Source organism: Amantichitinum ursilacus, assembly GCF_001294205.1.
Taxonomy (GTDB): Bacteria; Pseudomonadota; Gammaproteobacteria; order Burkholderiales; family Chitinibacteraceae; genus Amantichitinum; species Amantichitinum ursilacus.
Window position 1 is genome coordinate 115,349 of the sequence record NZ_LAQT01000036.1, and the last position, 18,949, is coordinate 134,297.

The 18,949-nt window shown below is 63.3% G+C and carries 18 protein-coding genes; 6 read left to right on the forward strand and 12 right to left on the reverse strand.

The features are described 5' to 3' along the window. Positions 1-44: 44 nt before the first annotated feature. The gene (locus WG78_RS19710; RefSeq protein ID WP_053939550.1) at positions 45-893 is read right to left on the reverse strand and encodes a PAS domain-containing protein; all 849 of its coding nucleotides are present in this window, start codon (positions 891-893) and stop codon (positions 45-47) included. 118 nt (positions 894-1,011) lie between these two features. Next, positions 1,012-1,842, reverse strand: a complete 831-nt coding sequence (locus WG78_RS19715) for an inositol monophosphatase family protein (RefSeq protein ID WP_053939551.1) — start codon at positions 1,840-1,842, stop codon at positions 1,012-1,014. Between the two features lie 148 nt (positions 1,843-1,990). On the opposite strand from WG78_RS19715, the gene WG78_RS19720 reads away from it, so the two are divergent. After that, the gene (locus tag WG78_RS19720) at positions 1,991-2,527 is read left to right on the forward strand and encodes a TetR/AcrR family transcriptional regulator (protein WP_161805164.1); all 537 of its coding nucleotides are present in this window, start codon (positions 1,991-1,993) and stop codon (positions 2,525-2,527) included. Here WG78_RS19720 and WG78_RS19725 read toward each other — a convergent pair. Together WG78_RS19725 and WG78_RS19730 are read right to left on the reverse strand one after the other, a co-directional pair. Continuing rightward, positions 2,524-2,898, reverse strand: coding sequence for a VOC family protein (locus tag WG78_RS19725; protein ID WP_053939553.1), 375 nt, complete (start codon positions 2,896-2,898; stop codon positions 2,524-2,526). The two genes, WG78_RS19720 and WG78_RS19725, sit on opposite strands and share 4 nt — an antisense overlap. A gap of 235 nt (positions 2,899-3,133) precedes the next feature. Beyond that, the gene (locus WG78_RS19730) at positions 3,134-3,931 is read right to left on the reverse strand and encodes a MipA/OmpV family protein (protein WP_053939554.1); all 798 of its coding nucleotides are present in this window, start codon (positions 3,929-3,931) and stop codon (positions 3,134-3,136) included. A 234-nt stretch (positions 3,932-4,165) separates the two neighbouring features. Here WG78_RS19730 and WG78_RS19735 point away from each other — a divergent pair, with 234 nt between their 5' ends. Beyond that, positions 4,166-4,927, forward strand: a complete 762-nt coding sequence (locus tag WG78_RS19735; protein WP_201782499.1) for a response regulator — start codon at positions 4,166-4,168, stop codon at positions 4,925-4,927. A 2-nt stretch (positions 4,928-4,929) separates the two neighbouring features. Further along, positions 4,930-6,231, forward strand: a complete 1,302-nt coding sequence (locus tag WG78_RS19740) for a HAMP domain-containing sensor histidine kinase (protein ID WP_201782500.1) — start codon at positions 4,930-4,932, stop codon at positions 6,229-6,231. 12 nt (positions 6,232-6,243) lie between these two features. On the opposite strand, the gene WG78_RS19745 is transcribed toward WG78_RS19740, so the two are convergent. After that, positions 6,244-7,461, reverse strand: coding sequence for a serine hydrolase domain-containing protein (locus WG78_RS19745; protein WP_161805165.1), 1,218 nt, complete (start codon positions 7,459-7,461; stop codon positions 6,244-6,246). Between the two features lie 401 nt (positions 7,462-7,862). Between WG78_RS19745 and WG78_RS19750 the strand changes: the two genes are divergently transcribed. Then, entirely contained in the window at positions 7,863-8,066 is a 204-nt protein-coding gene (locus WG78_RS19750; RefSeq protein WP_053939557.1) for a hypothetical protein, read from the forward strand. A gap of 898 nt (positions 8,067-8,964) precedes the next feature. Here the strand turns inward: WG78_RS19750 and WG78_RS19755 are convergent. The 3 genes from WG78_RS19755 to WG78_RS19765 form a co-directional block, all read right to left on the reverse strand. Continuing rightward, complete coding sequence (locus WG78_RS19755; protein WP_152969319.1) at positions 8,965-9,513, reverse strand: hypothetical protein; 549 nt, start codon at positions 9,511-9,513, stop codon at positions 8,965-8,967. Between the two features lie 141 nt (positions 9,514-9,654). Then, entirely contained in the window at positions 9,655-10,164 is a 510-nt protein-coding gene (locus WG78_RS19760) for a hypothetical protein (RefSeq protein ID WP_053939559.1), read from the reverse strand. Between the two features lie 200 nt (positions 10,165-10,364). Further along, positions 10,365-10,826 carry a MarR family winged helix-turn-helix transcriptional regulator gene (locus WG78_RS19765; protein ID WP_053939560.1) on the reverse strand — a complete coding sequence of 154 codons (462 nt, stop codon included), beginning with the start codon at positions 10,824-10,826 and terminating at the stop codon, positions 10,365-10,367. 62 nt (positions 10,827-10,888) lie between these two features. On the opposite strand from WG78_RS19765, the gene WG78_RS19770 reads away from it, so the two are divergent. Beyond that, a complete protein-coding gene (locus tag WG78_RS19770) occupies positions 10,889-11,965 on the forward strand; it encodes an FAD-dependent oxidoreductase (RefSeq protein ID WP_053939561.1) in 1,077 nt (358 codons plus the stop codon). Here WG78_RS19770 and WG78_RS19775 read toward each other — a convergent pair. Then, positions 11,940-12,659: a helix-turn-helix transcriptional regulator gene (locus WG78_RS19775; RefSeq protein WP_053939562.1), complete on the reverse strand. Its 720-nt coding sequence runs from the start codon at positions 12,657-12,659 to the stop codon at positions 11,940-11,942. The two genes, WG78_RS19770 and WG78_RS19775, sit on opposite strands and share 26 nt — an antisense overlap. Positions 12,660-12,775: 116 nt before the next feature. Here WG78_RS19775 and WG78_RS19780 point away from each other — a divergent pair, with 116 nt between their 5' ends. Continuing rightward, positions 12,776-13,192, forward strand: a complete 417-nt coding sequence (locus tag WG78_RS19780) for a DUF1761 domain-containing protein (RefSeq protein ID WP_053939563.1) — start codon at positions 12,776-12,778, stop codon at positions 13,190-13,192. Between the two features lie 24 nt (positions 13,193-13,216). Here the strand turns inward: WG78_RS19780 and WG78_RS19785 are convergent, their stop codons facing one another. The 3 genes from WG78_RS19785 to WG78_RS19795 form a co-directional block, all read right to left on the reverse strand. Beyond that, positions 13,217-16,690: a response regulator gene (locus WG78_RS19785; protein WP_053939564.1), complete on the reverse strand. Its 3,474-nt coding sequence runs from the start codon at positions 16,688-16,690 to the stop codon at positions 13,217-13,219. Between the two features lie 165 nt (positions 16,691-16,855). Next, positions 16,856-17,596, reverse strand: a complete 741-nt coding sequence (fnr, locus tag WG78_RS19790; RefSeq protein ID WP_053939565.1) for a fumarate/nitrate reduction transcriptional regulator Fnr — start codon at positions 17,594-17,596, stop codon at positions 16,856-16,858. A 182-nt stretch (positions 17,597-17,778) separates the two neighbouring features. Next, a complete protein-coding gene (locus WG78_RS19795; protein ID WP_053939566.1) occupies positions 17,779-18,654 on the reverse strand; it encodes a manganese catalase family protein in 876 nt (291 codons plus the stop codon). Positions 18,655-18,949: the final 295 nt, after the last annotated feature.

Sequence of the window (18,949 nt, forward strand, 5' to 3'; positions counted from 1 at the left end):
CAGAGGTACATCGGTGTACATGATCACGGTCGCGATGCTTGCGGCTAGACCTCCTCGCTTCCATCCTGCTTCAGCGCATACACCGCATGCACATCCGTCGAAGTGCCATACCACTTCACCGGATTGCCCTGTGCGTCCAGGGTGGCCATCGTGCGCGACAAAAACCAGCGGTAGCTGCCGTCATGGCCGCGGATCGGGAAGGTATCTTCCCAAGCCTTGCCGTTAGCCACTGCGTGCAGCAGGCCGGTGGTGGCGCGGTTGGTGTAGTCGGGGTGGATGGCGGCGGCCCAATAGTTGTTCAGGTTGCCGCGTTCGGGCTGGCCGGTGTAATGGCGCCAGCGGTCGTTAAGCCAGGTGATGTCGCCAGCGGCGTCCATCATCCACGCCATTTGCGGCATCACGTGCGCCATGGTGCGGTACAGCGTTTCGTCAAACGATTCTTCGACGTGGTCGCTCAGCCTTAGCGCGTGCGACAGCCGTTCTTCGTTATCGCGGTCGCGCAGCATTTTCAGGTAGCCGACGATCTGATCGCCGTCGCGCAGCGGCATGACCAGGCCGGTGCCCCAGAAGCGCGAGCCATCTTTGCGGATGTGCCAGCGTTCATCGTCGGCGCGGCCGTTTTTGCGCGCGGCGGCGGCTTCGCGTTCGGGGATGCCGGCGGCGCGGTCTTCCGGGGTAAAGATCACGTTGGCGGGCGTGCCGAGGATTTCGGCCTTGCTCCAGCCAAAGATGTGGACCGCCCCGGCGTTCCATTCCGTGACCGTGCCATCGATATCGGCCATGACAATGGCGTAGAAGGTGGCACTGTCGAGCATGGCATTCAGATGCAGTTCGGAACGCGCCAGGGCGCGGCGCAAGCGGTCGATTTCCGACGCCGGGTTTTGTTCAGCCATTGCGGAACACTCAGGAATAAAGGGAAAGGTGTGCAGGCGTCAGAGTGTGGTTATAGGTGGCGCGCTGCGCAGCGTCAGTATCCATATCGCCGATTCCCGAGTGGGACAAACGCGGGTGCTATGCCAGCGCGGCGCGGGTGGCGAGCGCCTGTAACGGGCCATGCAGCGCGGGGCTGGCGGCGATGATGCCGTCGGCGCTGGCGCTGAATGCGCGGCCGTGGATATCGCTGATGCGCCCGCCCGCTTCGGTCACCAGCAGGCTGGCGGCCAACCAGTCAGCGGCGTCCTGGCCCACTTCGACATAACCATCCAGCCGCCCCGCCGCCACATACGCCAATTGCAGCGACGCCGCAGCCATTTGCCGCATCACAAATACCTCGGGCGCGACGGACCCGAGTACGGCCAATGCGCGGGCATGTTCGGCCTTGCCGACCTGGGCAATCGGCGGAATGGCTGTGCCCAGCACGGAGGTGGGCAACTGCGTTTTATGCGAGACCGCCAGCGGCTGGCCGTTCAGCGTCGCGCCTTGGCCCGGCTGGGCGATAAACATCTCGTCCAGCGCCGGGTCGTACACCAGCGCCAGCTGCACCGCGCCGTCTTGCACCAGCGCCAACGAGGCGGACCACAGCGGCAGGCCTTGCAGAAAGTGGTAGGCGCCATCGATGGGGTCATACAGCCAGTACGGCTGGTCGCCGGCGCTGGCCACATCGTCCTCATCCGGCCATGCCACACCGGGGAACTGCGCACCCAACGTGGCGGCCCGCTTCTGCCGCGCATCAGCGCTGATCCGCTGCACCCACGCAATGGTTTGCACCAGCGGCTGGGCGGGATCGGGGCGCTGGGTGATAGCGGCGATGTCGCGGGTCAGGCTGCGTAACGCGTTGCTGCAGGTTTGGGGATCGACGGGCTGGGTGCTGGCTTGGTTGATGGCTTGGGCGAGGGCTTGCATGGGAAGGGTTCCACGGCGTTGAAAGGTGCAGATAAGATAAGCAGCCCCCACTGCCCGGCCAACTCGCTTTATGCCCACCGCCAAGCCGCCCCGCCCAGACCGCGTCAAGCCACGTAAACAGCCGGTTCAGGCGCGGGCGGCGTATACCATGGACGTGATCTTGCAAGCGGCGGCTCACATTCTGGATACGCAAGAGGCGGCGGCATACACCACCAATGCCATCGCCGAGCGCGCGGGCGTCAGCATTGGCTCGCTGTATCAATACTTTCCCAACAAGAACGCAATTACCCTGGCGCTGATCGACCAGGACACCAGCTTGCTGCTGGCCCGGCTGCAACAAGCGGCGGCAAAGACGCGGGGCATGGACCTGCTGCGCCACCTGGCCGAAGTGGCTGCGGCGTGGCAATTGCGCCGGCCGCGCCTGGCGCAGCGGCTGGATGAGCACGAAGCCACGCTGCCGCCGCATTATCGCGATGCCGAAGTGCAGGCGGCGGTGATGCCGTTGTTGCAACGCGCGCTGGCCGAAATCCTGCCCGCGCGCCAGGTCGATCACCCCGCCATGGCGCTTGATCTGATCGCCCTCACGCGCGCGCTGACCGATGCCGCGGGCGCGCGCGGCGAAACCGACCCCGAGGCGCTGACGCAACGCATCCTGCGCACGCTGCAAGGCTATCTGGCCGTCTAGCGCGCGGGCCGCGCAAACACATTGACCAGATTGCCATCCGGGTCGCGCAGCAACAGCGATCGATTGCCCCACGGCATGGTGGTCGGCGCCATCACGATGGGTGCGCCATAGGCGGCCATGCGGTCGAAGACGGTTTCGACGTCAGTCACTTCAAATTCCAGAATTGCCGATTGGTTGGCGGCGGCCGTGGCAGCGCTGGCGTTAAACAGCTCGATTAAACGCTGCGCTGAAATCGCCAGCGTAATGCCCTCCAGCCGGACCTCGGCAAAGCCATCGGCCAGATGCACAGCCTCAACGCCCGACAGACTGTTGTAAAAGCCCACCAGCCGCGCGACATCGCGGGTAACCAGACGAACTGATGCAAATTTCATGGCAACCGCCTCTTTGATGAAAGGCGCTCAGTGTAGAGATCGCTACTGTCAGTTTCCGGCAGTTGCCCGATGCCGCGTGCGATCTCGATGCACAAGGCTTTGGCTGGATGGCGGCCCGCGCTCCGGATGGCGCCTACCGGCGGGCAACGCACGCCGCCTGTGGACACCGTCGCACGCGGCGCGGAGCCGGGTTGTGCCGGGCGGCGTGGACGCCGCCCACGTCTGCGCTTTAACGCTAAAAATGATAAGCGGCAAAAGCGCCAAAACGAGTCTGATTGGTCTTTTCGGTAATCGGACTATCGGCAGCGCTGCCATGCAGTTTGCCAAAGCTGAAGCGCGCGCCCACGCCCCAATGCGCATCGATGCGGTAATCGGCGCCCACATCCAGCGTGGCTTCTTGCAGCCCGGCGCTCGCGTTATAGGCGGCCAGCCCGCTATCCAGCGCCTGCTGCGCCGTTACCCCGTAAAACGTCTGCATATAAGCGCTGTTCGCCCAAGCCAGTCGCGGGCCGGCGAAGAGCGTTAGCTGATCGTTGACGTCCCATTTGGCCCGCGCGTACAGCATGGCGCGTGCGCCTTCGTGCTTGCCCAGTATGTCTTGCGTCAGCGTGCCGCCCAGCTTTAACCAGTCCTGGCTGTATTGCGCCAACAGCAAAGCGCGCGCCGTGGTTTTGACATCGCCCAGGCCCTGCAGATGCGGGTCATCCGATTGTTGGCGCGGCGACAGATCGGCATACACGCCCGCGGCCAGCAGCCAGTTTTGGTCTTGCACAAAGTTATACCCGACGGCTGCGCCGGTATCTTCTCCGCCGATAAACCAGTGGCCATAGGTGACTTTGACGATGGGGATGAATTTGGCGTGATGATCGCTGGCGCCGCTATAGCGCGGCTCGGTGCCCACGCCGCCGCCAACGGTAATATCAAAATGTGCAGCGGATGGTGGGGTGGTGGGTTCGGCATGGCTGGCGGGCGCTTGCAGCAACAACGCAAGCGTGCTCCCTAATGCCGCAAAGCGGCGCGGATGCGGGTACATGGTGTTTTTTTCCTTTGCTGCGCGGGTCGGATGGCAAAAAAACGGCTGTGGCGCGTGGCGTGTCTGTACACGGCCACGCCCGTTCAGCGGCCCGGCTATTGCAGCAAAGGCATGTAAGGCGTTGATTTACGATGGGTAAAGTTATGTAAAGCCGCCCAAACCCGGGCGGCTTTACATAACTTTACGGCGTCAGGCATACCCGCTGGGCGCAAGGCTGGTTACGCTCTGGCTCTTGTGCAAACCCCGTTGGGCTCGTCCGTATTCATGTTGCTATCCGATAAAAAACCGGCTGCGCCGCGCTTGTTGATGATCGAAGACGATGTGCGTCTGGCGCGCATGGTCATCGGCTTTATGGCGCAGAACGGCATTCAGGTCGAACACGTCGAAGACGCCCAAAGTGGGCTGAACGCGCTGCGGCGTCATCATTACGATCTGATCTTGCTGGATTTGATGTTGCCCGATGCCGACGGCCTGGATGTCTGCCGGCGCATCCGCACCGACACGCCGCAACCGGTCTGCCCCGCCATCATCATGGTGACGGCGCGCGGCGATCCCACCGACCGTATCGTGGGGCTGGAACTGGGCGCGGATGACTATCTGCCCAAACCGTTTGAGCCGCGCGAACTGCTGGCCCGCGTGCGCGCCGTGTTGCGCCGCACCGCCAGCAGCCCGGCCGAAGTACCGCCGGCGCTGCGCTTTGGCCGGCTGGAGATTGATACCGGCGCGCGCACGGTCTTGCTGGATCGGCAGCCGCGCGCACTCACGTCATTCCAGTTTGATTTGCTGGTGGTGCTGGCCAGCAACGCGGGCCGCGTGCTGAGCCGCGACCAGTTGCGCCAGGCGGTGCGCGGCGAAGCGCTGGAAGCGTTTGACCGCTCGATTGATGTGCACGTGGGCCGCATCCGCAACGCCATCGAAGATGACCCGCGGTTTCCTGCCCGCATCATTACCGTGCGCGGCGTGGGTTATGTGTTCTCGCGCTTGCTGGAAAGCTGAGCATGGGCCGGTTTAGCCAACGCACGCAGCGCTTGCCGATGTACCAGCAAATCTATCGCGCCGTGGCGGGTGCGATGCTGATTGTGATTGCGTGCGCCATCGGCGTGTCGTGGCTGGCCGACGATGACCGGCGCCATCGGCCCGCGTTTTCGACGTTTGCGTCCATCGTTGAACAAAGCCTGCCGCCCGCCAGCGCCAGCGCGCAAGCGCAACGCCAGGCCGTGGAAGACTGGATGGCGCGCACGCGCATTGTGTTTGCGCTGTTTAGCGCCGACGGCCAACCGATTACGCGGCCCGATCCGCGTATCCCACCCCCGCGCCATGTGCAGCCCGGCGGCAATTTTGATGACTGGCTGGCCAGCCGCTTTGTCTGGCAGTTGGCCGATGGCCGCGTGCTGGTGGTGCGCTTTAGCGATAACCGCGCGCATCAACCGTGGATGTATTGCGTGTTGCTGTTGGCGGTGGCGTTGGCGGTGGCGGCCAGCACGTTTCCCATCGTGCGGCGGATAACGCGGCGGCTGGAAGATTTGCAACGCAGTGTCGAAGCGTTGGGCGAAGGCAATCTGCAAGCACGTGTCGACATCCAGGGCGACGATGAAGTGGGCCGCGTGGCGCGCAGCTTCAACCGCGCCGCGGCACGGATCGAAGCCCTGGTGCGTGCCCAGAAAACCTTGTTGGCCAACGCGTCGCATGAATTCAGATCGCCATTGGCGCGTATCCAGGTGGCGGCCAGTCTGGTGGGTGACGAGCACAACCCGGCTGCCGCCGAAATCGCGCAAAGCGTGCGTGAGCTGGATGATCTGGTCGGCGAAATCTTGCTGGCCAGCCGGCTGGAGATGGCCGACGCCACGCACATGCCCGTGTTTGAAACGGTCGACCTGACCGCATTGGTGGCCGAAGAATGCGCGCGCACCAAAGCGCAATTGCAGGCTGACCACATCGTCATGCAGGGCGACCCGCGCCTGCTGCGCCGCCTGGTGCGCAATCTGCTTGAAAACGCGTGGCGCCATGGTGGCATGTCGCCGGTCAGCGTGTACTTGCAGACACAGCCAGCGCAGCAATTCAGCCTGCGGGTGTGCGACAGCGGCCCCGGTGTACCCGAAGCCGAGCGCACGCGAGTGTTTGAGCCGTTTTACCGGCTGGCCGGTAGTCGTGAACGCGATGGCGGCGTGGGGCTGGGCCTGGCCCTGGTGCAAACCATTGCGCGCCATCACGGCGGCCAGGTGTGGTGCGAAGGCCGGGCCACTGGCGGCGCTTGTTTTGGTTTTAGCGGGCCTTGCCAGGCGCAGCCGCAACAGCCCTAGCCCTCGCGCAACTTAGTGAACTTGCGCCGCCACGGCCGCAAACATCGCGTCGCGCTGCGCCACCAGAGCGGCGTCGGTGGCGTGCGGCCACGCGCCCACTTGCACAATCACCAGGTCTTTCGCCGGGTCCAGATAGATGGCCTGGCCGAAGATGCCGCGTGCCGTGTAGGTGCCGTTGGGGCCGGTCCACCATTGGTAGCCGTAGCCATGGTCGGTGTTGGCGGTATCGGCCACCGACGTGGTGGCTTCACGCGTCCAGTCTTGCGGCAGGATTTGCGCGCCGTTGGCCGCCTTGCCGCCGTGCATGAAGAACTGGCCAAAGCGGCCGTAATCGCGCAGCGAACTACTCAGGCAACATCCGCTCATGGCCGTGCCGTGCGGGCCGTTTACCCAGAATGCGGGTTGTTCCATGCCGACCGGTTGCCAGACTTTTTGCGACAAATAATCGGCCAGCGGTTGATGCGTGGCGCGACTGACCAGCAGGCCGATCAGATCGCTTTCGCCGGTTTTGTAGACAAAGGCGGTGCCGGGTTCGGCTTCGCGTGGCAGTCTGGCCATGTAATCAAGCAGACCGGCGTCGCCTTTTTGCATCACCGCCGCGCCCAGTTTGTTAACGTCGGCGGCCGGGTCGCGATAGTCCTCGTTCCAGCGCACGCCCGAGGTCATGGTCAGCAACTGGCGTACCGTCACATCGCGATAACCGCTGCCAGCCAGTTCTGGCAAATAGGTGGTGACCGCGTCGTCCACGCTATGGATCGCGCCATCCTTGACCGCCGCGCCTACCAGCGTGGACGTCACCGATTTGGCCATCGACCACGAAGTCCAGCGGCCGCTTTGCGTCAGGCCCAACGCGTATTTTTCCAGCACGATCTGGCCATGCGACAGCACCAGCACGCCCGCCATGTTTTGTTGCTGCATATAGCCAGCGATATCGGTGGTTTTGCCTTGCCAGGTGATGGCCACGTCCAGCGGCTTGCTGGCGACGCGCAGGGTGCTGGGGGTGGCGGCGGCATCCACGCTGCGGCCGGGGAAGATGGCTTCCATGTGCTGATAGCCCACGCGCTGTTCTGCGGGCGTCCAGAACAGCAGCCGGGTGCGGTCGGGCAATGCGCCTTCAATCGCGGTAGCGGTGGCCGAGGCGGCAGCGGCAGTGGCTTGCGGCGCACTCCAGGCGGCGGGGTTCAAGGCAAACATGGCAAGCAGGCTGAGGGCGACGTAGGTGGGTTTCATGGGACAGGCTTCCGCGTTGAGATGAGCCATTCTCAGCAAAACCCGGCGCAGGCATGCACGCTTGCGACCAGTTGCGCCAAAGCGCGACGAAACGCCATCGGCGCGGATGAATGGATCGGCCAGGGCGTGGCCGCAGGCGATGGCGCGGCGCGCAGGCGCGCGCTGACAAGGCCATTGCGCCTCCGGCATCCCCGCGCGCCAGCGCCCTGGCCGCCCCTAAGCCTTTAGCTTACAAGGGGAAGTGCCAACAGCCGATAAAGCAAATTCTGTTACAGGGGCACAATGAAAGTGTCGAGATTCACGCTGACGACGCTTTTTGTAGCGATCTGCAAAACAACGCTCAACGCGTTACGGCAGGCGCTGTAGCGGTGGATTTCCGGTTCATCACAGGAGGCAGAATCATGACCGAAAAATCGATGAATGCGGGCCAGTTTGCTTTTATCAAAGGTGCGCTGGCCCATACCCTGAGCGAGCGCCCGGACCACGATCCCGATCGTGCCGCGCTGGTTAGCTTGAGCGAGCGGCTGTCCACATTCCCGGAACGCCGCAAGTACATCCGCCTGGCGTTCGGCGCCACCGCGCCCGACCATAGTACCGTTGGGTAACACGCGAACCGCCCCTCGATTTTTGGCAAAACATCAATCGGGGTGCGGTTCATCGATCCACGCATAAGGTGGGTCTCGACCCACCATACAGAGCCATGGCCACCTTCGGTGCACTTGGCACACCACTTTGATGGGTGGGTCCAGACCCACCCTATGCGAGCTCAAATCTCCATCGTGCCGCGCTGGTTAGCTTGGGCGAGTGGCGGTCCACATTCCCGGAACGCCGTAAGTACATCCGCCTGGCGTTCGGCGCCACAGCGCCCGACCACAGCACCGTTGGGTAATGCACAACTGCCCCCGATTGTTAACGCTCATCAATCGGGGGCCGTTCGTTGATCCACGCATAGGGTGGGTCTGGACCCACCATACAAAGCCATTGCTACCTTCGGAGTGCTTGGCGTACCACTTTGGTTGGTGGGTCTAGACCCACCCTATGCGAGCTCAAATCTCCATGGTACCGCGCTGGTTAGCTTGAGCGAGCGGCTGTCTACATTCCCGCAACGCCGCAAGTACATCCGCCTGGCGTTCGGCGCCACGGCGCACGACTGCAGCACCGTCGGTTCGTTGATCCACGCATAGGGTGGGTCGAGACCCCCATCAAAGCCATGACCATGTTCGTGCACTTGGCACACCACTTCGGTGGGTGGGGCTACACCCAGCCATCAAAGCCATGGCCACCCTCATTGCACTTGGCACGCCGCTTTGGCTGGTGGGTCCAGACCCACCCTATGCGAGCTCAAATCCCGGTCGCGCCGCGCTGGTTAGCTCAAGCGCGGGGCAGCGCACTTTTCGCTTATGCCGTGGATGCGGGATGTCCCCGTAGGGGCCGGGCCGGCGGTCCAAAGTGTGCGTTGCCCTTTGGGTAACGCACCCTACGGCGTTTGGGCTGGCAGAGCCGTCAAGCCGGGCACGCGCTTGTTACGCGCAAGTTCTTGAAGGGTCGTTCGCGCAAGTTGGCCACCAGATCCGGATAGTCGCGCGCCACAAATTTCTTCGCTGCGGCAAAGTCCTGCGCAAACGCCAGATTGAATGTGCCCTTGTCTTTGGTCAGATGCACATCGCCGACGTACACCACCTCACCTGCTTTCAGCGCCACCGCCGGCAAGGCGTCGCCTTTGCAATAGCGAAAATACGCTTTGCCATTCAGCGCGAACACATCGGGGCCGAAGCGCCCGGCTTCATCCACCGGCAGCTTCATCACGATAAAACTGTGCGCGGGCGGTAGTTTGATAAAGAACGCGCCATCACCCGGCTTTTTGCTGACCGTGCCGGTGGCTTTGGCGTAGTTCCAGAACCGCCACTCGCTGTCGGTCAAGGTATCCACCCCGATGACCACGGTGGCCACCAGCTTGCGATCCGTGGCCGCGGATGGATAAAAACTGGCTTTGGGCGTGCCACAACCCGCCAGACACAACAACGCCATGCCCGCCACACTCAATCTGCGCATAGCCCCTCCCCCAACTCGCTTGATCTGGTTAACCGGCCGAAATCCGGATATGCCAATGGCGCGACCTGCACGGTTGCGCCTTGCAAAGCACCAGGCCGAGCGACAAGCCCGGCCTGATTTCAACCTGGCACAACGTCGGGCTTAACGCTCAACGCGCTGCGCCACGATGCGATCCCACGAGGCGCGCGCGGCATCGCGCGAATCCGGCCAGTCCAGCGTCGATGCGCCGCGGTTGCGGGCGTAGTCGTTTTGCAGATCGGGTTCGACTTCATCAAACGTCTTGTCGGGATAGCGGTCCGCGCCTTCATAGCCGGTGCGATACGCGCCATGGAAATCATCAAACGGCCGGCCCGCAGTAAAAGTCTGCGTGGTGTGGTTGTTGCGCCAGTATTCGTCTTCGACAGTAGGGTCAACGCGCTCGGCGACGGCTTTGCCCGCCAGCCCGCCCGCTACTGCGCCCACCACCGCGCCTGCAGCCAGCCCGATCGGGCCTGCCGCCGCACCCATTGCCGCGCCAGCCGCAGCCGCCGCGCCGATACCCACTGCACCGCCGACGGCTGCGCCGCCTGCTGTGCCCGCCGGATGGAATTCGCCTTCACCCGTTACCGGATCATGATTCGCTTCGTGTTTCAGATCTTTGGAATCAGCCATGCTCGTTCTCCAATGCAGTCGTCGTTAATCCCGCTATGTGTTGGCGCGGGTGGAGACTGCAGTGTCCGCCGCCCGCCCTGTAAAAGCTGTCGGCGGCGGCGGCAATCGGTGCCAGGCGGGGCGCTTGTTGCGCGGCAGGCGCGCGCTGTAGTGGGGCGAGAAGCGCCTACAGCGCACGCGGCGGCAAGGCTGCGCTGCGGCTAATCATCGGCCCCCACCAACACGCGCAAGCGCGCTTCGACAGTACTCAAGCTATCCAGCAGCTGCCGCAGTTGCGCCTCATCGATGTCTGCGAAAGCCAACGCGTTGCCTTTGACCAGCGCCTGGCGGACGGCCTCTTGCTGCGCGCTGGCGCGGGCCGAGAGCGAGAACAAGGCCTTGCGGCCATCGGCGGGATCGGGCGCGCGCAGCAACAGGCCTTCTTTCACCATGCGCTCCAGCATTTGCGCCATGGCGGGCTGGCCAATCTGTGCTTGCTGCGCCAGTTCTTTTTGCGAAAGCGCATGGGCAGCACGCAGCGCGCCCAGCACAGGTAGATAAGCCACGCTGATGCCCTGTCCGGCCAGCTGGCGGTCGAAAAAACGGGTCAGCAGGCGTGCAACGCGGTTGATCTGAAACGCGGGGTTGGCGCTGGATGCGATGGGCGCTGGGCTATTTGGCATTTACATTGGTTCCGATGTAATTTACATTGGCACCAATGTATATCAAGCGGAGTCGCCGCACAATGTCGCAACCAGCAGAAATCGCCCTGATCGGCGCGGGCCCGGCCGGGCTGACCGCCGCCGTTATTCTGTGCCGCCACGGCCACAAGGTACGCGTGTACGAGGCCGCCGCCGCGCCCGCCCAGCGTGCGCAAGGTGGGTCACTGGATTTGCACGCCGACAAAGGCCAATTGGCGCTGCACCATGCCGGGCTGTTGCAGGCGTTTCGCGCCATCGCGCGGCATGAAGACCAGCAAGAACGCGCAGTCGATCCGATATCGGGCCAGGTGATTGCGGGCGCGGCCGGCCCGGATCGCCAGCTGGATCGCCCCGAGATCGACCGCGGCGTGCTGTTGCAGCTGCTGCTGGATGCGCTGCCCGCCAGCGTCGTGCAGTGGGGCAAAAAGCTGCAGCGCGTCGACGCCAGCGCCAGCGGTCCGCACCGGCTGATATTCAACGATGGCGCCGAGGCCAGCGCGGACGTGGTGATCGGTGCGGACGGCGCATGGTCGCGCGTGCGCACATTGTTGACGGCGGTACAGCCGCGCTACACCGGCATCACCTTCTTTGAAGGCTGGATTGCCCAACCCACGGCCGCGCAGGCCAGCCTGGTGGGGCGCGGCACGATGTTTGCCCTGGGCGGACCGCAAGCCTTGATCGCGCAGCGCAATGGCGCGGGCCGGCTGTGCGTTTACGCCGCGTTGCGCAACGTGCCAAAGCCATGGCACGAGGCCCGCTCAGGCGCTGCGCTCAAGCCGCTGCTGCGCGCGCGTTACGCGGGCTGGGCCGCGCCGCTGCTTGCGCTGTTCGACGCATGCGCCGACTTTAGCGCGCGCCCCATTTTTACTTTGCCCGCGCCGGTGCAATGGACACCGCGTCGCGGCATCAGTCTGATTGGCGATGCCGCGCACTTGATGCCACCGGTGGGCCTGGGCGTAAACCTGGCCATGCTGGATGCCGCCGAGATGGCGCTTGCCTTATGCGACGCGCCCGACCCGTACGCCGCGCTGCACGCGGTGGAAAGTCAGATCTGCCAACGCGCCAACTGCCACATGGCCGCTGGCATCGAAGGGTTTAGCCAGTGGTTTGGCCCGGCGTGATCGGGTTGGCCGCGCGCTGGCGCAGTTGCGCCAGGTAGTCGCGCAACAAGCCCACACGCCGCGGGCGGAAACTGGAGCCGGTATTCGCCACCGCCCGCATCCGGTCGAGCCGGAAAATGCGGAAGTCTTCGCGCAACGTGCAGTAGGCCAGCAGCACAAAGTGGCGGTCCACATACACGATGGACAGCGGCAGCACGATGCGCTCGCTGACCACGCCCGTCTGATCAACATACTGGATGTGCAGGCTGTCTTCGCGCCAGCAGGCCTGGCGGATGACATCGATCTCTGCGGGCGCGGCGGGCCGGGGTTCAAACTGGTGGACTTGCGACACCGCGTGCAGCAGATGTTGCTGGCCCAGCGAAGGCAGCGTCGCCGTCACTTTGGCCAGCACGGCGCGGGCGGCGTCGGCCAGCGCGGGGTCGCCCATCTGCTGCACTTCGGCCAGCCCCAGCAACAGCGCTTCGATCTCGATGCGGCTTAAGGTCTGCGGCGGCAAGGTGCCGTCTTCGATCAGCGTGTAGCCATAGCCGCGCTCGCCCTCAATCCGGGCACCCGAGGCGCGCAGGCTGTCGATATCGCGGTACACCGAGCGCAGCGACACGCCGGTTTCCGCCGCCAGTCGCGTTGCGGTAACCGGTGCATTCAGGCTGCGGATGGCCTGCAGCAGGCGTAGTAAACGTTCAGAGCGGGACATGGGGCTACTGACAAAAAATGGCAGTTGTCCATGTTAGATTATTTGCCGTTGTCACACCAAAGCGCGGGTGTCTCGCCGCCGCGCAAACCCCACGCTCACCGCACTGGAAAAACCACATGAACACATTGCTCTACCCCATCAATCTGCTGGCCGTATTGGCGGCGACAGTGGCTGTCACCATTCTGGGTGGCATCTGGTTTGCCGGTATTTTCGGGCGACAGTACGCCGCCGTGCTGGGGCGCGCCGATGAGCCACAAGGCAAAATGCCGCCGTTGTACATCGTCGGGCCCGCGCTCTGCATGCTGGTGACGACCTGCGGCTGCGCGCTGCTGATGCAGGCATTACAGATCAGCTCGCTGGCGCAGGCGCTGCGGTTTGGCGGCATCGTGGGCGTGTGTGGTCTGGCGGCTACCGCGATGAATATGGCCATCAACCCCAACATTCCGCGCCCGCTGGCCTATGGCGTGCTCAGCGCGGGCTATTTTTTGCTGTCCAGTTTGATCATCAGCGCCATCCTGTTCTGGCTGTCCTGACCCGACCGAGGCGGCGCAAGCCGCCTAGTGGCGCGGCATCCACACGCGCAACAGGCCCAGCAGCTTGTCCAGCTCGATCGGTTTGGCCAAATAGTCGCTGGCGCCTGCCGTCATGCAGCGTTCCTGGTCATCGCGCGTGGCGCGGGCGGTAATGGCGATGATGGGCAGACGTTTAAACGCGGGCTGTTCGCGCAGGCGGCGGATGGCCTCAAACCCATCCATCAGCGGCATCATGATGTCCATCAACACCAGATCGATGCCCGGCGCTTGCGCCATGCGGTCCAGCGCTTCCTGGCCGTTGCGACCGATTTCGACTTCAATACCCTTCTGTTCCAGCACGCTGGTCAGCGCAAAGATATTGCGCACGTCGTCGTCCACCACCAGCACCTTGCGGCCTTCGAAAATGTTTTCGCGGTTGCGCACCGCTTTCAGCATTTGCTGGCGATCGGCGGGCAGTTGGCTTTCCACCTGATGCAGAAACAGCGTTACTTCATCCAGCAGGCGCTCGGGTGAATGCGCGCCTTTGATGATGATGGAATGGGAATAGCGGCGCAGTTCGTGTTCTTCCTGGCGCGACAATTCGCGGCCGGTATACACGATGACGGGCGGAAACGCGTAGGTCTGGCTGGCGGCCATCTGTTCCAGCAACTGGCTGCCCTGCATATCGGGCAAGCCCAGATCGACAATCATGCAATCAAAGACCGTGTGTTCCAGCTGCTTCAGGGCTTCGGCGGCCGAGGGCACGGCGACGATATGCACGTCGGTGGCGCCGATCAATGCGCGGATGCTTTCGCGCTGGCCGGCATCGTCTTCCACCAGCAGCACTTCGCGCACCGTGCGCGTGAGTTGTTCTTCCAGCCGCGCGAACACGGCCAGCAGTTGCGCGTGGTTAACCGGCTTGAGTGCGTAGCCGATGGCGCCCAGTTGCAGCGCAGCCTCGGTGCGATCCTCGCCCGACATCATATGCACCGGTACATGGCGCAGCGCTGGCGTTTGCTTCAGTTGCTCCAGCAGCGCCAGCCCGGATTGATCCGGCAGTTTGACGTCCAGCAAGATTGCGTCAGGGCGATGCGCCAGCGCCAGGGCCAGCCCACTTTCGGCGGTCTGCGCCACCAGGCAGTCAAAGCCTTGGTCGGTACCCAGGAGCGTGAGCGTTTCGGCAAACACGGCGTCGTCTTCGATAATCAGCACCGTGCGCGCGCCGTCGCGCCGGGTGGGAAACACCGCGATGGCCGGGGCAGTGACGGGTTGGGCGATTTCGCTGGCGGGGGGCGTTGACGCATCCAGTGCCGTGCTCGCCGTCGGCTCCACGCCCACGCGCAGTTCGCGCAGCACCGACAGCGTAAACACGCTGCCCTCACCCTGCTTGCTTTCCACCGCAATATCGCCACCGAGCAAGCGCGCCAGATCGCGCGAAATACTCAGGCCCAGACCGGTGCCGCCGTATTGCCGATTGGTTGCGCCATCCGCCTGGCTGAACGCCTCAAACACATTGGGCAGATAAGCGGGCGCAATGCCGATGCCGCTGTCTTGCACTGCAAACGTCAGATGGTTGTCTGCGCCCGGCGCCACCGTCAGCACCACGCTGCCCTGCTCGGTAAATTTGATCGCGTTGGACAACAGGTTTTTAAGGATCTGCTGCAAGCGCGCGGCGTCGGTGTGCATCCACACCGGCACGCCTGGCGCTTTCTTGATGCCAAAGCCCAACTGACGTGATTCGGCCAGCGGGCGGAACAATTGCTCCAGGTTGTCCAGCATCGGATCGATGGCCAGGCTTTGCGGCCACACTTCCAGCTTGCCCGCTTCCACCTTGGATAAATCGAGCACGTCGTTGATCAGCGCCAGCAAATCCAGGCCCGCAGTGTGGATGGTGTTGGCAAAGCGCACCTGTTCTTCGTCCAGGTTGCCTTTGGCATTCGCCCCTAGCAACGACGCCAGAATCAGCGAGCTGTTCAGCGGCGTGCGCAGTTCATGCGACATATTGGCCAGAAATTCAGACTTGTACTGGCTGGCCTGGGCCAGTTCACGCGCGCGCTGTTCCAGTTGTTGTTGCGCCAGTTCGAGCGCGTCGTTGCGCTTGTCGGCCAGATCCTTTTGCACCTGCAAGGCAGCGCTGTGTACGCCCAGTTGCTCGTTGTTTTGTTCCAGCTCGGCTTGCTGGTTTTCCAGCTTGAGCTGGCTTTCGGCCAGCAAGCGGGATTGCTCGGTCAATTCTTCATTGGCCACGCGCAATTCTTCTTGCTGCGTTTGCAGTTCTTCATTCAGTTGCTGGGTTTCGTGCAACACCGATTGCAGGCGTTCGCGGTACTGCGCGGATTCGATGGCCATGCCGATATTGAACGACGCCAGCTGCGCAAATTCGACTGCCGCCGCCGGGGCCGGGCCGGTAAAACCCAGTTCGATCACCGCATTGACTTCACGCGCGCCGCGCGCGGGCATCAGCAATACTTGTTCGGGCGCGCTATCGCCCAGCAACGTGGACACCTGAACATGCCCGGCCGCCAGGCCCGGCAGCAGTTTCACTTCGTTGGACGCCACCACTTCGCCCGCCAGACTGTCGCCGCGATTAAACGCGGGCCGCAGCGCCAGCGCCGCATCGCGCCAGCCGTATTGCGCGCGTCGCACATAACTGGCGTTATCGGACGACACATACATCGCGCCCGTTGCTGCGCCAAAAAACTTCACCAGCTGGTTGAGGATGCTGTGCGAGAGCGCGGCCACCGATTGCTCGCCCAACACTTCGTGGCCCAGCGCGGCCAGGCCGCTGGCCAGGGCCGCTTGCGCTTCCAGCCGCTCGGTATTGGTTTCGTGCCGGGCCAGGGCGCTGTCATAGGTGGCGGCCAGCACCGCCATACGGCGGCGGCCTATCGAGCCCAGCAGCACGCCGATGCCCACGGCCGCCAGAATCGTCAGCACCACGATCACCGAAATCGCCGTGGATACATCGTGGCTGCGCGTGGCGCGCAAGGCTTCTTGCGCCGCCATCAACTGGTCGAAGGCGCCGCGCATCGCGTCCATGCGCTGCTTGCCTTCCTCGGCCAGCGCGCCTTGCACCAGCGCTTGTGCGTGCGGGTCGGTGCTTTGGCGCAGGGCCAACATGCGCTGCGCATATTGCCGCCACGACTGATAGCCGGACTGAATCTGCCCTAGCAGCGCGGCTTGCAAGGGATCGGCGGCAACCTGGTCTTTCAGTGCGGCAAAGGTAGCGGGCAGTTGTTCGTTGGAGGTATTGTACGGCTCCAGAAACAGCGTGCGACCGGTGCCCAGATAGCCGCGTAAACCGGTTTCGGCATCCACCAGTTCTTTCAGCGCGTGGTGGGTCTGGCTGGTGGTCTGGTCGGCGCGGTCGATCCAGCGATTGACCGACAGCAGATAAAACATCAGCGCCAGAAAGCACGTACACAAGCCCACGCTGACCAGCAAGGGCACGACGATGTGGCGGGATAACGCGGAGTGAAACGCCGGATTGGCGTTCAGCGGGGCGGCAGTACGGGTCACAGTGGTTTTCCGGGCAGGACAACAGGGTCGGGGCCACGCGAAAGGAGGCCGACATTCAGCGCCGAGGTTCCGGTGTGAAGTCTTGCGCGCGCACAGCATTGTAGGGCAAGGGGTGGCCGCGCACGGGGCGTTCTGCCCTGGCGCGGCCCGACGCGGGGGCGCGCCTTATTTGCAGGGGGCGCCGATCTGCGCCAGCGCGTCCATATCGAGAATGCTGACCAGGCGGCCTTGCACATCCAGCACGCCTTGCTGCTGCAGCCGCGCAAACATGCGGCTGACTGTTTCCAGGCTCAGCCCCAGATAGCTGCCGATTTCTTCGCGCGTCATGCGCAGATGAAACGCCGAGCCGGAATAACCGCGTTGCGCATGTCGCAACGACAGGTTGCGGATAAAACTAGCCACGCGTTCGTCCGCCTGCATTTTGCCCAGCAGCAACATCACGCCGTGGTCATTGCGGATTTCGCGGCTTAACACGCGGTACAGATGGCGGCGCAAAGCCGGGATACGCAAACCCAGCGCTTCCATCGCTGAAAACGGAAACGTGCACACCTCGCTGTCTTCCAGCGCCACCATATCGGACGCATAGACATTGCGTTCGATGCCGTCCATGCCCATCAGATCGCCCATCATGGCAAAGCCGGTAATCTGTTCCTGGCCGCCCACACCCAGCACGCTGGATTTGAACGACCCCAGCCGTACGGCATACAGGTTTTCAAACGGGCTATGGGCGCGGAACAGCACCTCGCCCCGATGCAGCTTGCGCCCGCGCGACACCAGGTCGGCCACGCTATCGAGCTCGTCGCTGGACAGGCCCACCGGCAGGCACAGCTCGCGCAACGAGCATGTGGAACAATGGCGCTGGCTGTGTTTGAGCGCGCTGGTTTCATGGCAAGTGCGTGAGTTCATGATGGCTCCGGGGAATGTGTGATGTGACAACGCTGGATACAGGTGTCGCCACACTAATTTGTCGTATAGCTTACCCCACGCTTTAGCGCGGCGCGCCCAGGAGTACTCCTGGTATTGGCCTGGCTGCGCAAAAAAAACGCCTCCCGACGGAGGCGCTTTTGTACTGCCAGGACCAATGGCGCTTATTCTTTCTGCGGCGTCTGGCCCAGCTCCGCGCCCGTCACCGGGTCGATATCCGGGTCGGACATGGTGCGGCGCGCCAGCGCCTTCAGCGTCGCGATCTGGTCTTTGGGCAGCTCCACCGTCGCGCCACCGCTGCCGCCATCGACGGCCGGTTGCGGGTCCAGTACCAGTTCGAGGCCCTTGCCCTGGTTCCACGGGCCCAGTTCCGGTTCCGCGCCTTGCGACATCTTGAAATACAGATCCGCATATTCCGGAATCGGCGGCATTTTGCCCGACGGAAAATTGGGCTGGATCGAATACAAGGCTTTCTCAAACGACTTTTGATGCGCCACTTCGCGCGTCATCAAAAAGCCCAACGCTTCCTGGATACCGGGGTCGTCAGTGACGTTGATCAAGCGTTCATACACGATCTTGGCGCGCGCTTCGGCGGCGATATTGGAGCGGAAATCGGCGGTGGGTTCGCCGATGGTGTCCACATACGCGGCAGTCCAGGGCACACCGGCCGAATTCACCAGTGCGGGACCGCCCCCAAACAGGACCTGAGTAACGTGACTGTCATTGCCGGCTCCATTAATGGCGCGATACAGATCGGCCTGGCTTTGCGTGGCTTCGGCCAGATCGCCTTTGGCGCCCTTGTTCAGCATCGCGATGATCGAACCGATAATTTCCAGATGGCTGAGTTCTTCGGTGGCGATATCCAGCAGCAAATCCTTGCGGCCGGGATCATCCTCGCCCACAGCCTGGGTGAAATAACGCATGGCTGCGGCAAGCTCGCCTTGCGGGCCGCCGAATTGCTCCAGCAGCAAATTGGCGAGCCCCGGATTGGGTTGCGCCACGCGTACGGTGTATTGCAGACGTTTATTGTGAATAAACATGGACAGGTCTCCTGCGGTTAGCTGGCCACCCTGTAACTGCAGGCGGTGCTTGCATGCTGGGAGAGCGCCGTTGTGCTCGCCATCAGACGCGACCTACCCCGCGTCATCCACAGCGGGTGCGCCTACAGCAGCGCGCCAGCGGCACTGCGGGTTGCGCCGGGCTGATCAAAAGCGGCAGCCGCATAGCGCCGACACAAATTTGAGCGTGGCGTAGACACGATGCATGTGCACAGACACGGCCAAACACCGTTGCGTTGTAATCCAGATCAATATCGCGCCCTGGCGGCTGACCTAC

Excerpts from the sequence above, each read along its gene's own strand:
- WG78_RS19780 (WP_053939563.1), top strand. The coding sequence starts at position 12,776 with ATGAACACATTGCTCTACCCCATCAATCTGCTGGCCGTATTGGCGGCG.
- WG78_RS19745 (WP_161805165.1), bottom strand. The coding sequence starts at position 7,461 with ATGAAACCCACCTACGTCGCCCTCAGCCTGCTTGCCATGTTTGCCTTG.
- WG78_RS19775 (WP_053939562.1), bottom strand. The coding sequence starts at position 12,659 with ATGTCCCGCTCTGAACGTTTACTACGCCTGCTGCAGGCCATCCGCAGC.
- fnr (WP_053939565.1), bottom strand. The coding sequence starts at position 17,596 with ATGAACTCACGCACTTGCCATGAAACCAGCGCGCTCAAACACAGCCAG.
- WG78_RS19795 (WP_053939566.1), bottom strand. The coding sequence starts at position 18,654 with ATGTTTATTCACAATAAACGTCTGCAATACACCGTACGCGTGGCGCAA.
- WG78_RS19710 (WP_053939550.1), bottom strand. The coding sequence starts at position 893 with ATGGCTGAACAAAACCCGGCGTCGGAAATCGACCGCTTGCGCCGCGCC.
- WG78_RS19740 (WP_201782500.1), top strand. The coding sequence starts at position 4,930 with ATGGGCCGGTTTAGCCAACGCACGCAGCGCTTGCCGATGTACCAGCAA.
- WG78_RS19755 (WP_152969319.1), bottom strand. The coding sequence starts at position 9,513 with ATGCGCAGATTGAGTGTGGCGGGCATGGCGTTGTTGTGTCTGGCGGGT.
- WG78_RS19765 (WP_053939560.1), bottom strand. The coding sequence starts at position 10,826 with ATGCCAAATAGCCCAGCGCCCATCGCATCCAGCGCCAACCCCGCGTTT.
- WG78_RS19760 (WP_053939559.1), bottom strand. The coding sequence starts at position 10,164 with ATGGCTGATTCCAAAGATCTGAAACACGAAGCGAATCATGATCCGGTA.
- WG78_RS19720 (WP_161805164.1), top strand. The coding sequence starts at position 1,991 with ATGGACGTGATCTTGCAAGCGGCGGCTCACATTCTGGATACGCAAGAG.
- WG78_RS19770 (WP_053939561.1), top strand. The coding sequence starts at position 10,889 with ATGTCGCAACCAGCAGAAATCGCCCTGATCGGCGCGGGCCCGGCCGGG.
- WG78_RS19715 (WP_053939551.1), bottom strand. The coding sequence starts at position 1,842 with ATGCAAGCCCTCGCCCAAGCCATCAACCAAGCCAGCACCCAGCCCGTC.
- WG78_RS19750 (WP_053939557.1), top strand. The coding sequence starts at position 7,863 with ATGACCGAAAAATCGATGAATGCGGGCCAGTTTGCTTTTATCAAAGGT.
- WG78_RS19725 (WP_053939553.1), bottom strand. The coding sequence starts at position 2,898 with ATGAAATTTGCATCAGTTCGTCTGGTTACCCGCGATGTCGCGCGGCTG.
- WG78_RS19730 (WP_053939554.1), bottom strand. The coding sequence starts at position 3,931 with ATGTACCCGCATCCGCGCCGCTTTGCGGCATTAGGGAGCACGCTTGCG.